Consider the following 13,437-nt stretch of genomic DNA (forward strand, 5'->3'; position numbering starts at 1 on the left):
CCGGCTGAACTGCCGCAGCGCCTGCGTCAGCTCGGCGTCGATCGCGATCGGCACCTCTCCGCCGCTGAAAGACTGCACCGTCGGACGCGGCCGGTCGGTCGGCAGCGTCAGCAGCGCCGGCGCACCGCTCAGCGTTTCGCGCCAGTATTGCGCCTGCGCCGCCAGCCGCTCCGGCGTCAGATAGCGACGCTGCCAGGCGGCGTAATCCGGGTATTGCAGCGTCGGCAGCGGCAGTGGATCGGCATCGCCGCGACGGAAAGCGCCGTACAACGCCCCCAGTTCACGCAGCAAAATGCCGGTCGACCAACCGTCGGAGACGATGTGATGACAGGTGAGCAGGAACAGGTGCTCCTCATCCGCCAGGCGGATCAGCGCGGCGCGCACCAGCGGCCCCTGCGTCAAATCGAACGGTTGAGTGGCCGCCTGACGGCACAGCGTGTCGGCTTGCGCGGGGTGACGTCGCAGATCGTGGAACGCAAGCGGCAGCCCGTTTGCCGGCAAAATCTGCACCTGTGGCCGATCTTCCCGGGTGATGAACCGGCTACGCAGTGATTCGTGACGCGCATAGAGCGCATCCAGACTATGTTGCAGCGCCTGCCGGTCCAACCGGCCGTGCAGCCGCAGCGCCAGGGGGATATGGTAGGTTTCGCTCATCCCCTCCAACTGGGTCAGGAACCACAGGCGTTGCTGGGCGAACGACAGGGGCAATTCGCCGTCGCGCGCCACCGGCAGTATCGGCAGCGGTTCCTGAGCCGGCGCAACTTCCAGCGCCTGCGCCAACACGTGCAGTACCGGGCTGGCGAACAGCGCCTGCAACGGTAACTGCCATCCGGCCTGTTGCACGCGGTTAGCCAGGCGCACCGCCATCAGCGAATGCCCACCCAGTTCGAAGAAGTGGTCATAGCGACCGACGCGCTCTACGCCCAGCAGCTCGCGCCAGATAGCCGCCAGCAGGTTTTCCGCCTCGCCCTGCGGCGGCGCATAGGCTTCACGCACATAGGCGTCGACCTGCGGTACCGGCAGAGCCCGCTTGTCCAATTTGCCGTTGCCGGTCAGCGGCAACGCCTCCAGCCAAACGTAAGCCACCGGCACCATATAATCCGGCAGCCGCGCCTGCAGATGCTGACGCAGCCCGGTCGCCAGCGTAGCGCGTTCGGCTTCCGGTGCCGGAACCACCCACGCCACCAGTCGCTTGCCCCCGTCGCCATCGTCAATCGCGTCCACGGCTACGCTGCGCACGCGCGGATCGGTACTCAGTTGTGCCTCCACCTCGCCGCATTCGATACGGAAACCGCGGATTTTTACCTGCTGGTCATTGCGCCCCAGGTATTCGATATCGCCACCCGGCAGATAGCGCGCCAGATCGCCGGTACGATACATGCGCGCACCCGGCGCCCGGTTGAAAGGATCATCGAGAAAGCGTTCCGCCGTCAATTCGGGCCGGTTCAGGTAACCCCGCGCCACCCCTTCGCCACCGACGTACAGTTCGCCGATCGCCCCCATCGGCACCGGTTCGCCGTCGGCGCCCAGCAGATACAAGCGCAAATCCGGGATGCGGCTGCCGATCGGACTGGTGGTGATCGCCGTGTCCTGCGCCGACAGCGGCCGATAAGTCACATGCACCGTGGTCTCGGTGATACCGTACATGTTGATCAACCGTGTCTGCCGGTTCTCTGGACGAGCAAACCACGGCGCAAGATCGGAAGGCTTCAGCATTTCGCCACCGAACACGATCTCGCGTAGCTGCTGGCGCGCTTCGCTGTGCACCTGAGCCTGGATAAAGGCTTTGAAGGCGCTCGGCGTCTGGTTCAATACCGTGATGCCGCTGCGGCAGACGAAATGATAAAAATCCGGCGCCGAGCGGGCGATCGCCTGCGGTACGATGAACAGCTGGCCGCCATACAGCCAGGCGCCCCAGATCTCCCAGACGGAGAAGTCGAAGGCGAATGAGTGGAACAGGCACCACCTGTCGGCGGCGCTGAAGTTGAACCAGGCGTTCGTCGCGCTGAACAACCGCGCGACCTGCCGGTGCTCCACCATCACCCCTTTGGGTTTGCCGGTCGAACCGGAGGTATAAATCACATACGCCAGGTGCGCCGGGCGCACCCCGACGTCCTGCAGATCGTCGCTTTCCCCCGTCAGTGGCTGTTCCAGCGCCAGCACCGGCACCTCGCAGTCACCCAGCGCTTGTCGGCCGAGCTCATCCGCCAACAGCAGCACCGGCGCTGAGTCCGCCAGGATGTACTGTAGCCGCTCGCCGCTATAGGCGGGATCCAGCGGCACATAGGCGCCGCCGGCTTTGAGGATCCCCAGCAGCCCGACCAGCATAGGCAGCCCGCGCCCGGCGCACAGCGCCACCAGGCTGTCCGGCTGCACGCCAAGCTGTACCAGCCGATGGGCCCAACGGTTCGCCTGGGTATTCAATTCCGCGTAGGTCAGGCTGTCATCGCCATACGTCACCGCGATCGCCTCCGGCGTCCGTCTGACCTGTGCTTCGAACAACCGGTGCAGACAAACCGCCGGCGAGTGTGAAGCGACGGTATGGTTGAGGCCCTGCAGCAACTGCGCGCGCTCTTCCTCGGAAACCAGACTGAGTTCGCCGACGGTGCGACGATGAGAACCCGCCCTCACCGCATCGTTGAGCAGCATCAGCAGATGTTGCGTCGCACGCAACATCTGTTCGTCAGCCACGGAGGCGGCGTCGTAGACCCAACGGAAAGCGCCGTCAGCCTTGCAGATTTGCAATACCGCGCGCGAGCCGGAAGCCATGATGGCGGCAACCCCCTCGTCTTCAGGCTGCAACCCCTGCGCCGAGCGCCGGCTGACGATCGATACCGCCGTCGGCCAAGTCTGAGGCGCTCGCAGGTCCGCATCGCGCATCAGCAACGCGGGATGATAATCGGCATGAGCGCGCAGCTGGCTATATTCCTGTTCCAGCGCGGCCAACGCCTGCTGGAAATTGCTGGTGTGATCAACAGAGACCTGCAGCGGCAGCACGCGCGCGCTCAGGTGAGCCCAACGTCCCCAATTCCGATCGTCCGGGGTGATCCACCCCAGCTGAAAATCGGTTTCATTGCACATGCGCGCCAGATAAAGGGTTGCTGCCGCCAGCACCTGCTCGCCGGCAATTTTTTCCAGGCGCTGCCAGGCTGTCGCCTGCCAGCGTGCGGGAAGATCCGCCTGGCGGCCAGGCCCCGGCGGGAACGGCGCCGGATAATAACGCGTCAGACGCGGTTGCCAAAAAGCGGCGCTATCGGCGCTGGCGCCATACGCCGCGCCTAACAGCGAGGCTTCGGCAGCGTTAATCGTCGGCAAGACCGAGCCGACAGACAAGCCGCAGGCCTGCGCCAGCGCATCGCCTGGCTGAACCGATCCGTCGGCGCGCAAGAACGGCCCGACGCGCACCACGCCGGGGTTCGCGGCAATCACCCAGCCGTCGGCCTCGACGTGCAGCAGGGTACCGGGTTCGGCCTGCCGCTCATCGCTCACCGCCTGCAGCGCCGTCACGCCCAACACGCGCTCCGCCAGCAGCATCTTCGCCGCGCATCCCGCGCCATGGCTCAGCGAGCTCACCAGGCGCTGCAGCGCCTCAGCCGGGCGATCCCAACGAATGATGCCGCCGGCAGGCGGTTGCCGACGGTTGGTGTAAAAGCTGCCGCCGGCCTCGGCATCCGCCAGCGCCGCCACTTGCCGATCCAACGCCTCGATCGTCCCCGCCGTTGATGCGTTCAGCGCCCGTAAAATAAACTGGAAACGGCGCTGCAAAACATCCAGATCGCCTAATGAATTTGCATAAGCGGCGTCAGAAAAAGTGACGTCCAGCTCATTCGCCTGCTGGTCTTCATACAGCATAATCTGTAGATCGCCGGACGGAATATTCCCGCCATAATACCAACGGGTGCGGCATCCCCAGAAAGGATCGCCGTGGTCGAAAGAAACAATGTTAATTGAAGGGCCAAACCAGGCGGAATCCGTCGCGCCATTGTCACGCCGAATGTCCTCCCCACGATATAATTGATGGCGAACCACTTTTGCTATTTCGGCCGCAACCCTTTGGATAAATTCGGCCAGGCTCAGCTGGGGTTCAACCTTGATAATCAAAGGGACAACGTTAGAGGTCATACCAATACTGTTTCGTTCTCTCGTTCCGGTCACCGGCATGCTGAAATTAAGATATTCACTGCCGGTCAGGCTGTAGAAACATAATGCTACGGCGGCGGCCAATATATGTGCGCGGTGTACGCCGATATTGTCAGCTTGTTGCTGCAGCTGATCCAATGCCTCTTTTTCCAGCAGCTGCGTGTTGCGGTTCATCGCGGCGTCCGGGGTCAATATGGCTCTACGCGACAAACTCTGCGGCGCAGCGGCAGTATATTCCCGCCAAAAAGCCTGATCGGAAGAAAAGCGTGAGGAGTCGCGGTATTTGATGTCGTTTTCATAAAGCAGAGAGAAATTGCAGTTGGCGAATTCAGGGATGACGCCGCCGGACGCCAGCGCGTTATAGTAAGCCGCGATGCGCCGCATCACTTCCTCGGCACTGCGGCCGTCGGTGATCATATGGTGGAAACGCCGATAGAGGACATAGCGCTGCGGGGCGAGCGTAATCACATAAAAACTAAAAGGTTCCTCTCCCGTGGCGCGGCGCGGCAGCGCCGCATCCGCCACCATCCAGCGTCTGGCCGCCTGCAGGGGATCGGGTTCCTTACTGAGATCGAGTGTGAACAGCGGCTCATGGGTGCGTGGCGCGCGGTATTGATAAAGCTCACCGTCTTTTTCCACAAAATGCGCTTGCAGAGCCGGCGTTTCTTCCACGATTGCATCGATGGCTTGCCGCAGCAGCTTAACGTCGAGAGGCCCGTCAACCTGCCCATAGCCCCAGATATTGAACGACAACTCTTTGGAAATGTTTTCCCCCAGCCAGAGTTCACGCTGGGCGATAGTCATTTCATGCAGTTCGACTTTCTCCGCCGCAGCCTGAGCACCGGTACGGAATTCCCCACTCTTCACATCAGTTTGTTTGTTCATAATATTCTCTAGCACGTTTTCATTACGTTAATGAAAGGGACCGTCCGGATTTAGGCAAAGCCTGGCCGTCCGACAGTTCAAGTCAGAATAAAAAACCGTAGAAAAGCTGGGTCTCCCCCCAACTAAGAAAGAATGAAATGGTTAATCCAGAGGTTCCCCCCTGTGCCTCAATTTGTAGAGCTGTGAAGTATAGGAGAGGATATTTTTTTTGGCGAAATGTGCGAAAGGGAATAAATGACCATTTTATTTCCCCGATATTACTCAGGGATGACGAGCGTATTCCGTTTGTATTAATCCGATATAATTAGAGAGAAACTCATATTCTTTTGTATTATTCAGCACAGTTAATGTGCAACAATACTTACGATAAGAGCCTCTCCATATCAATAAGTTATACTTTATTGTTTTAATGATAATAATTTATTTCTTAATTAATTCATTACCATTAAAAATGAACGGCAATTTTGCCCGCGGCGCATCTATCGTTTTTTGTTATAACAATGGGAAAAATTATGCTGAAAAATTTCTTCGTTTTTTCGGGCGCTCATCGACGGCACCGTTCCCAACGACAGACAATGTAAAATGGGGCGGCAGAGCCCGCCCCGAGAGGTCTTACCACATCAGCCGGCCGATCAGCGGCGCGGCCACCACCGTGATAATGCCGGCCAGCATCATCACCAGGCTCGACACCACGCCCTCCTGCGGACCCAGCTCATAAGCGCGGGCGGTGCCGGCGCCGTGCGACGAGGCGCCAAACCCGGCTCCCTTCGCCAGGCGGCTGCGCACCGCCAGCCGCAGAAACAGAATGTCGCCCACCGCCATGCCGAACACCCCGGTGATCACCACGAACAGCGCCACCAGATCCGGCTGCCCGCCCATCTGTTTGGCGGCCTCCAGCGCGAACGGCGTGGTAATCGAACGCACCGCCAGGCTGCGCTGCACCTCTTCCGGCAGCGTCAGCAGGCGCGCCAGCCACACCGAGCTGTACACCGCCACCAGCACCGCCGTCGTTACCCCGGCGGTCAGCGACAGCCAGTGGCGGCGGATGATGTGCAAATTCTCGTACACCGGCACCGCAAAGGCGATGGTCGCCGGCCCCAGCAGCCACAGCAGCCAGTGGGTTTCACCGATATAGTCCTGATAGGAGATGTGGGTGACCACCAGCAGCAGCACCAGGATCATCGGCGTCAGCACCAGCGGCATCAGCAGCAACGTGCGGCGGCGGCGGTACAGCTTCTTGTTGGCGAAGTAGAGCGCCAGCGTCGCCAGAAAGCAGGCCAGGCTGAGGATAAAATCATTCATGGCGCTGCTTCCGTCGCTGCAGCCAAATCTCCAGCCGATACACCCTGTCCACCACCAGCCCGGTAGCGCCCAGCGTCAGCATGGTGCTGACCGCAATCACCAGAAAGATCTTCCAGCCCTCGACCATCAGCAGCTGGGCATAGTTGACCACCGCCACCACCGCCGGCACGAAGAACAGCAGCATTTCCGCCAGCAGCCAGCGGGAGCCGGCCTTGACCCAGCTCAGCGGCAGAATGCGCAGCAGGATCAGCGCCAGCAGTATCAGCATACCGACGATATTGGCGGGGAGCGGCAGGTGGAATTGTTGCACCAGGCGATCGGCGATCAGGAACAGCGCCGCATACAACGCCACCTGAATCGGCACCTGCAAACGGGTCAGCAGGGAGGGGGCAACGCGGCGTAACGCCAGAGACATGGAAGATGACCTCAAACAATAATTGACGGCCTACAGTATACGCAGCCGGGAAACCACGCCTGAAATGAATTAAAATTATCGACATCATGCCGTCCGGGAATAGTTTCCCGCCGGTAGCGCCCTCAAGGAGAACCCTAACGTGGATGTCCGCACCCTGCGCTACTTCGTTGAAGTGGTGCGCCAGCAAAGCTTCACCCGCGCGGCGGAAAAACTGTTCGTCACCCAGCCCACCATCAGCAAGATGCTGCGGCATCTGGAAGAGGAGCTGGAATGCACGCTGCTGATCCGCGAAGGCCGCAAGCTGCGCCTGACCGACAGCGGCCAGGCGGTGTATCAGCGCGGCCTGACGATCCTCGACGAATTCCGCCAGCTGGAGGCGGAGCTGGAAGACATCAGCTCGGTGAAAAAGGGCGTGCTGCGGCTGGGCATTCCGCCGATGGTGGGCAGGCAGATCGCCGATCTGATCCGCCGCTTTCGCCAGACCTACCCCGGCATCGAATTAAAAATTTCCGAACTGGGCGGGCTGTCGGTCGAACAGGCGGTGATGTCCGGCGAACTGGATCTGGCGATGACGGTGCTGCCCTTCGATTCGGAACAGCCGCTGACCTTTCTGCCGCTGCTGGGCCATCCGATGTGCGTGGTGGCGCCGCGCACGCCGCAGTGGCTTAACCGCACCCGCATCAATATCGCCGAACTGGCCGACAGCCCGATCCTGATTTATAACGAAGACTTTGCGCTGTACAAGATGCTGATGAAAGCGTTTCGCCAGGCCGGTTTTGAACCGCAAATCGCGGTGCGCAGCGGCCAGTGGGATTTCCTCGCCTCGATGGTGCAGGCCGGCGTGGGCATCGCCATGCTGCCGGAGCCGGTCTGCCGCTGGCTGGACAAGGAAAACCTGGTCTGGCTGCCGCTGGAACCGCGCATGGAGTGGAAAATCGGGCTGATCTGGCGCCAGGGCAGCTACCTGTCGCACAGCGCGCAGGCCTGGATCGCCTGCTGCCGCGACTACTGGCCGCCGCTCAAGTAGCCAAAAAACAAGGGCCGCACAGGCGGCCCTTCGGGGCGGAAATAAGAGGAAAAACGTTTATTCCTCGTCTGAAGTTTACCCTTCGCGCTCGATCAGCAGCGCTTCGAGCAAGTCGAGATCGTGCAGCAGTTTTTGCAGCGTCTCGTTGCTGATTTTCTGCGTGGCGCGCAGGTGGTACAGCTCGCCGCGCTCGGCGCGCAGCGCCGTCAGGCGGAAACGCCGCTCGAGGTTTTCCATCGCCAGCGCATTCTCGATGTCGTCTTTCGAGGCGATGCGCCGCCGCAGCATGCCCGTCACCCGCGAGCTGACCTCTTTCAACACCTGCGGATCGAGGTTCTCTTCGGTATCGGCGACCAGACGCTCTTCCATTTTATTCACGCTCTCGATCGCCACTTCGGCCGCCATGGCGATCGCCATGCGCTCTTCGTGCTTGCTGGCGCTCTTGTCGGCCACCTGCACGCCGCGCAGCAGCAGCGGCAATGCCAGCACGCCGACGATCAACGACAGCAGGATCACCCCGGCGGCGATAAACACCAGCTGATAGCGCGCCGGGAAGGCGGTGCCGTCGCTCAGCAACAGCGGTATCGACAGCACACCGGCCAGGGTAATCGCCCCGCGCACCCCGGCGAACGACGCCACCCACAGCTCACGCGTGCTGTAGTCGCCGAACTGCAGCGGGCGCTTTTTCATAAAGCGGTTGCTGGCCTTCTTCATCACCCACAGCCAGGTGAAACGCAGCACCAGCAGCGCGGCGTAGATGGTGGCCACGTCGGCGAACAGGTACCAGGTCTGGATGGTCGGATCCAGCTCCGCCTGCAGGATAGAGGTTTCAAGAATGCCCGGCAGCTGCAGGCCCAACATGATGAACACCATGCCGTTGAACACGAACTCCAGCATCGCCCATACGCTGTTGGCGCGCAGGCGCATCGCCAGCGGCGCGTTGCGGATCACGCCGGATTGGCTGATGGTCATCCCCGCCGCCACCGCCGCCAGGATGCCGGAAACGCCGATATGTTCGGCGATCAGGTAGGAGGCGAACGGCAGCAGCAGCAGGAATACGATCTGGGTCGCCGGATCGTCGCCGCTCCAGCGGCTCATCACCCGCAGCGATTTACTGTAGGTCCAGGTGACCGCCACGCCGGCCAGCAGGCCGCCGATCGCCACTTTGAGGAACTCGAGGGTTGCGCCGCCCACGGTGAACACCATGGTGCCCATCGCCACCGCGATGGCGAACTTGAGCGACACCAGGCCGGACGCATCGTTCATCAGCGCCTCACCTTCGAGCACGCCCATGATCGGCTTGGGAATGCGCCCTTTGCCGACGATGCCGGACAGCGCCACGGCATCGGTCGGCGACAGCACCGCCGCCAACGCGAAGGCCGCCACCAGCGGAATGCCCGGCACCATGGCGTAGATCAGATAGCCGACGCCGACCACGGTGATCAGCACCAGCACCAGCGCCAGGCCGAGAATTTCACGCCCGTGGTGCAGGAATTCGCGCGTCGGCGTTTTCCAGCCGTCGGCGAACAGCAGCGGCGGGATGAACAGCACCAGGAACAGTTCGGGATCAAAGTCGACGTGCAGCCCGAAATGCGGCCAGGCCAACAGGGCCCCGATGGCGATTTGCATCAGCGGCAGCGGCACCTGGAACGGCAACATGCGCGTCACCACCCCGGACAGGGAGACCACCAGGATCAAAATGAGGATTGTAAAAAAGATTTCCATGCTTTCCTTAGACTCTACGATTCAGACGACATCGGCTCAGGGCCTGCGTTGGTCCCGATAGTAGATCACTTTTTTTACAGCCGTTAAAGCTTGTTGTGCCTTTCAAAACGCGGTGCAGAGCAGAAGAAGACTTATCTTAAGAAGGGAAATGCCGTGACAGTTTCCCTCACCCGCCGGGCGAGGGAAACCTGAGGGTCTTAAATCGCCCAGCCGCCGGCGTAGAACGCCACCAGCGCCACGGCGATCAGCACGGTGCCGATGTTCAGCTTACGCCATTCGCCGGAGAAGATGCGGCCGATGACCAGCGAGCTGAAGCCCAGCATGATGCCGGTAACGATGTTGCAGGTCAGTACGATGAACACCGCGCACAGCAGGCCGGCCATCGCGTCGACGAAGTCGTTGAAGTCCAGCTTGGTGACGTTGCTCAGCATCAGCAGGCCGACGTACATCAGCGCCGGTGCGGTGGCATAGACCGGCACCAGATAGGCCAGCGGCGACAGGAACAGGATCAGCAGGAACAGAATGCCGACCACGGTGGCGGTCAGGCCGGTTTTGCCGCCCGCGGCGGTGCCGGCGGCGGATTCGATGTAGACCGCGGCGGGCGCGGCGCCCACCAGGCCGGAGAAGATGCTGCTCAGGGAATCCGAGGTCAGCGCCTTGCCGCCGCTGATGATCTGCCCGTCTTTATCCAGCAGGTTGGCCTGCCCGGCCACCGCGCGGATGGTGCCGGTGGCGTCGAACACCGCGGTCATCACCAGCGCCAGCACGCTCGGCAACACCACCGGCTGCAATGCGCCCATGATATCCAGGCTGAAGATCAACGATTTGCCGTCAGCGTCCGCCAGGCTCGGCATGGCGAACAGCCCCTGGTATTTCACCGCCGGGTCGAAGATCAGGCCGATGATGGAAATGGCGATGATCACCAGCAAAATGCCGCCGGGCACGCGCAGTTTTTCCAGGCCGAAGATCACCGCCAGGCCGACCAGCGTCATCACCACCGGGAAGGAGGTGAACGCGCCGAGCGCCACCGGCAGGCCATCCAGCGGGTTCTTCACCACCAGGCCGACGCCGTTGGCGGCGATCAGCAGCAGGAACAGACCGATACCGATGCCGGTGCCGTGCGCCACGCCCATCGGCAGGTTGCGCAGGATCCAGGCGCGGATGCCGGTGATCGAGATAATGGTAAACAGTACGCCCATCAGGAACACCGCACCCAGCGCCACCGGAATGCTGATGTGCTGGCCCAGCACCAGGCTGAAGGCGGTGAAGGCGGTCAACGAGATCGCACAGCCGATCGCCATCGGCAGGTTAGCCCACAGCCCCATCAGCAGCGAGCCCAGCCCGGCCACCAGGCAGGTGGAGACAAACACCGCCGCCGGCGGGAAGCCCGCTTTGCCCAGCATGCTCGGCACCACGATCACCGAGTACACCATCGCCAGGAAGGTGGTTAGCCCCGCCACCACCTCCTGGCGCACGCTGCTGCCGCGCGCGGAAATTTTAAAATAGCCATCAAGCCCGCCGGTTGGTTTTGCGGCGTGGTTCGCTTGAGAGTTCGACATAGGTTACTTCCCCTGTGTTTCATGAATCGGCCCGTCGCAGCAGGCCTGTAATCTCGCCCGCGCCCGATCGTCACGTAATCGTTTACGTCACGTTCCGCATCCTTGCCCTTCTGTCGCAGCGCCAACGGCGATGCGCACCAAGGCAAACGTTTAACTCGCAGCGCGCGGTACGGGTGATTTATGGTGGTTTATTCAAGGCAAACGATTATCCTGCCTTCCATAGCGTCTAATCAACTAAAGATCGCGGCAATTTATGCAGAAAGCGGTGGGAATGACGCCTGTACGATAAAACCGGGGCGACGGGCGCCCCGGCGAACGCCGTCGCGGCAGGGTTATTGCGTCTGCACCGCAGCGGGATCCATATACATCAATTCCCAGATATGGCCATCCAGATCCTGAAAACCGTGGCCGTACATCACGCCGTAGTCCCGCGGCGGGTGGTAGGTGTTGCCGCCGCCGGCGACCGCCTTACGCACCAGTTCGTCCACCGCCGCCCGGCTGGGTTGCGACAGGCATACCAGCACTTCGGTGGCCTGCTTGGCGTCGCCGATCGGGTTCGGGGTAAACATCCTGAATTTGTCGTGGGTCAGCAACATCACGTAAATCGTGTCGCTGACCACCATGCACGCGGCGGTGTCATCGGTGAATTGCGGATTGAAAGTGAAACCCAGGTGGGTGAAGAACGCCATCGAGGCGGGCAGATCGCTGACGGGCAGGTTAACGAAGATTTGCGTAGCCATGGGCTACCTCCGATGAAGAATGACCCCATCGAGTATAGCCCATCCGGTTAGCTCAGCAGGTCGTAAGGGCCACCCTGCTCCAACGCCCGCTGGTAGGCGGGCCGGGCGTGAATGCGCTGCAGAAAACCGCGCAGTTTCGGGCAATCATCCAACGCGCCGCGCGCCGCCATCGCCTCCAGCGGGAAGCTCATCTGAATGTCCGCCGCGCTGAAGTCGTTGCCGACAAACCAGCTGCCCTTGTTCAGGTGCTGTTCGAGGAATTCGCAGTGCGGCGCGATCTGCTTGTCGAGATATTCGCGCTGCACGCCCTTGCCGATCGCGCCGGCCACCGGCCGCAGCAGCCAGGGGATCGGCGGCTGGCCGAGCCGGCTGAACACCAGTTTCATCACCAACAGCGGCATCAGCGATCCTTCGGCGTAGTGCAGCCAGTAGCGGTATTGCTGGCGCGCGTGGAAGTCGGTCGGCATGAACATCCCTTGCGCGTCATAGGCTTCCTGCAGGTATTCGATGATGGCGCCGGATTCCGCCAGCGTCAGATCGCCGTCGACGATCACCGGCGATTTGCCCAGCGGGTGGATCTTTTTCAGCGCCGCCGGCGCCAGCATAGTCTGCGGATCGCGTTCGTAGCGTTGCACCTGATAGGGCACGCCCAGCTCTTCCAGAAACCACAGAATGCGCTGCGACCGCGAGTGATTGAGATGATGAACAATGATCATAAAGAAGCTCCTGTCCGCTGCCACACCAGTTCGCCCACCTGCACGCCGTTGCCGAGCTGCAAGGGCACCGTGCGCAACGTCAGCCGATCGCCGCTGAAAGCGTAAAAACGCACCTGACGGCTGCCTACCCAGTTGGGGAACGAACAGCCTTCGACCTGATGCACCACCCGCTGTTCGCTTTCCTCCACCTGATAGCGGCCGAAGTAGCAAATCATATTGATGAAGGCCGCGCGGATCTCCCGCTCGGACCCCTGCGCCAAATCGTCGGCGGCGAAACGCGGCCGCACGGCGCTGTACAGCTGCGCCGCCATCGTGCCGTTGGCCTCATAGTGGATGCACCCCAGCACCTGCTCACCCAGCGGGTAATTCAGCTCGCCGTCCTGGTTCTCAAATGCCGAGGACACCAGCGCCCAACTGCCGATAAATGCGTTTACCGTCATTACGCTTCTCCGGTTAAGGATCGTCTGTAAAGGGTAGTGGCGATTTTTACCGCGCGCCAGCGGGTTAAAAAACAATCAATTTATTTGACAGAGATACTCAAAACTCTCCGATTTTTTATTCCGCCCCGTCGCACTATTATTTAACACATCGAGAGACAACGGGCTCTCATCCAATCAATACGCTGAGGAACACATCATGAAAAACGTCAAAATTTTTGCTACCGCTGCACTGCTGGCTACCGCTTCTTTTGCTACCTTCGCCGCTGACCTGCCATCCAGCCAACCCGCTGCAGACGCCCAGAAAATCGGCGTAGTCTCCGTTAGCGGCGCCACCAACCTGAGCGCGCTGGAAAGCGAACTGGCCAGCAAAGCCGCCGCGTCGGGCGCCAGCTCATACCGCATCGTCGCCGCCGGCGGCCAGAACAAACTGTACGGCACCGCAGAAATCTTCAACTGATCGTCGAACAGCCAACCGACGGAAGAAAGAA

10 protein-coding genes are annotated in these 13,437 nt (G+C 61.2%); 2 read left to right on the forward strand and 8 right to left on the reverse strand.

From position 1 onward, the window contains the following. The 3 genes from WCL58_RS24010 to WCL58_RS24020 form a co-directional block, all read right to left on the reverse strand. Positions 1 to 5,025: amino acid adenylation domain-containing protein (locus WCL58_RS24010; protein WP_336851696.1), on the reverse strand; the 5,025-nt coding region annotated here is incomplete at its 3' end. A 612-nt stretch (positions 5,026 to 5,637) separates the two neighbouring features. Further along, positions 5,638 to 6,327: an LrgB family protein gene (locus tag WCL58_RS24015; RefSeq protein ID WP_004936833.1), complete on the reverse strand. Its 690-nt coding sequence runs from the start codon at positions 6,325 to 6,327 to the stop codon at positions 5,638 to 5,640. Beyond that, positions 6,320 to 6,742 carry a CidA/LrgA family protein gene (locus tag WCL58_RS24020; RefSeq protein ID WP_060428842.1) on the reverse strand — a complete coding sequence of 141 codons (423 nt, stop codon included), beginning with the start codon at positions 6,740 to 6,742 and terminating at the stop codon, positions 6,320 to 6,322. The genes WCL58_RS24015 and WCL58_RS24020 overlap by 8 nt, the downstream gene beginning before the upstream one ends. Before the next feature lie 139 nt (positions 6,743 to 6,881). Here WCL58_RS24020 and WCL58_RS24025 point away from each other — a divergent pair, with 139 nt between their 5' ends. Further along, positions 6,882 to 7,769, forward strand: coding sequence for a LysR family transcriptional regulator (locus WCL58_RS24025; RefSeq protein WP_025304429.1), 888 nt, complete (start codon positions 6,882 to 6,884; stop codon positions 7,767 to 7,769). A 75-nt stretch (positions 7,770 to 7,844) separates the two neighbouring features. On the opposite strand, the gene WCL58_RS24030 is transcribed toward WCL58_RS24025, so the two are convergent. The 5 genes from WCL58_RS24030 to WCL58_RS24050 form a co-directional block, all read right to left on the reverse strand. Continuing rightward, complete coding sequence (locus WCL58_RS24030) at positions 7,845 to 9,494, reverse strand: Na+/H+ antiporter (protein WP_025304430.1); 1,650 nt, start codon at positions 9,492 to 9,494, stop codon at positions 7,845 to 7,847. Between the two features lie 197 nt (positions 9,495 to 9,691). After that, complete coding sequence (locus WCL58_RS24035; protein WP_336851697.1) at positions 9,692 to 11,053, reverse strand: NCS2 family permease; 1,362 nt, start codon at positions 11,051 to 11,053, stop codon at positions 9,692 to 9,694. A 332-nt stretch (positions 11,054 to 11,385) separates the two neighbouring features. Further along, entirely contained in the window at positions 11,386 to 11,793 is a 408-nt protein-coding gene (locus WCL58_RS24040; RefSeq protein ID WP_038874298.1) for a VOC family protein, read from the reverse strand. A 47-nt stretch (positions 11,794 to 11,840) separates the two neighbouring features. After that, a complete protein-coding gene (locus tag WCL58_RS24045; protein WP_049201475.1) occupies positions 11,841 to 12,509 on the reverse strand; it encodes a glutathione S-transferase family protein in 669 nt (222 codons plus the stop codon). Next, positions 12,506 to 12,949, reverse strand: coding sequence for a lipocalin-like domain-containing protein (locus WCL58_RS24050; RefSeq protein ID WP_149571915.1), 444 nt, complete (start codon positions 12,947 to 12,949; stop codon positions 12,506 to 12,508). Before WCL58_RS24050 ends, WCL58_RS24045 begins: the two co-directional genes overlap by 4 nt. Before the next feature lie 196 nt (positions 12,950 to 13,145). Between WCL58_RS24050 and bhsA the strand changes: the two genes are divergently transcribed. Further along, positions 13,146 to 13,406, forward strand: a complete 261-nt coding sequence (bhsA, locus tag WCL58_RS24055) for a multiple stress resistance protein BhsA (protein ID WP_025304435.1) — start codon at positions 13,146 to 13,148, stop codon at positions 13,404 to 13,406. Positions 13,407 to 13,437: the final 31 nt, after the last annotated feature.

This window comes from Serratia sp. TMDUHS_CL (genome assembly GCF_037137105.1).
Lineage (GTDB): Bacteria > Pseudomonadota > Gammaproteobacteria > Enterobacterales > Enterobacteriaceae > Serratia > Serratia nevei.

Bases quoted from the DNA above. Each gene is read 5' to 3' on its own strand.
- WCL58_RS24050 (WP_149571915.1), bottom strand. From the start codon at position 12,949: ATGACGGTAAACGCATTTATCGGCAGTTGGGCGCTGGTGTCCTCGGCA.
- WCL58_RS24045 (WP_049201475.1), bottom strand. From the start codon at position 12,509: ATGATCATTGTTCATCATCTCAATCACTCGCGGTCGCAGCGCATTCTG.
- WCL58_RS24035 (WP_336851697.1), bottom strand. From the start codon at position 11,053: ATGTCGAACTCTCAAGCGAACCACGCCGCAAAACCAACCGGCGGGCTT.
- WCL58_RS24040 (WP_038874298.1), bottom strand. From the start codon at position 11,793: ATGGCTACGCAAATCTTCGTTAACCTGCCCGTCAGCGATCTGCCCGCC.
- WCL58_RS24015 (WP_004936833.1), bottom strand. From the start codon at position 6,327: ATGAATGATTTTATCCTCAGCCTGGCCTGCTTTCTGGCGACGCTGGCG.
- WCL58_RS24020 (WP_060428842.1), bottom strand. From the start codon at position 6,742: ATGTCTCTGGCGTTACGCCGCGTTGCCCCCTCCCTGCTGACCCGTTTG.
- WCL58_RS24030 (WP_025304430.1), bottom strand. From the start codon at position 9,494: ATGGAAATCTTTTTTACAATCCTCATTTTGATCCTGGTGGTCTCCCTG.
- bhsA (WP_025304435.1), top strand. From the start codon at position 13,146: ATGAAAAACGTCAAAATTTTTGCTACCGCTGCACTGCTGGCTACCGCT.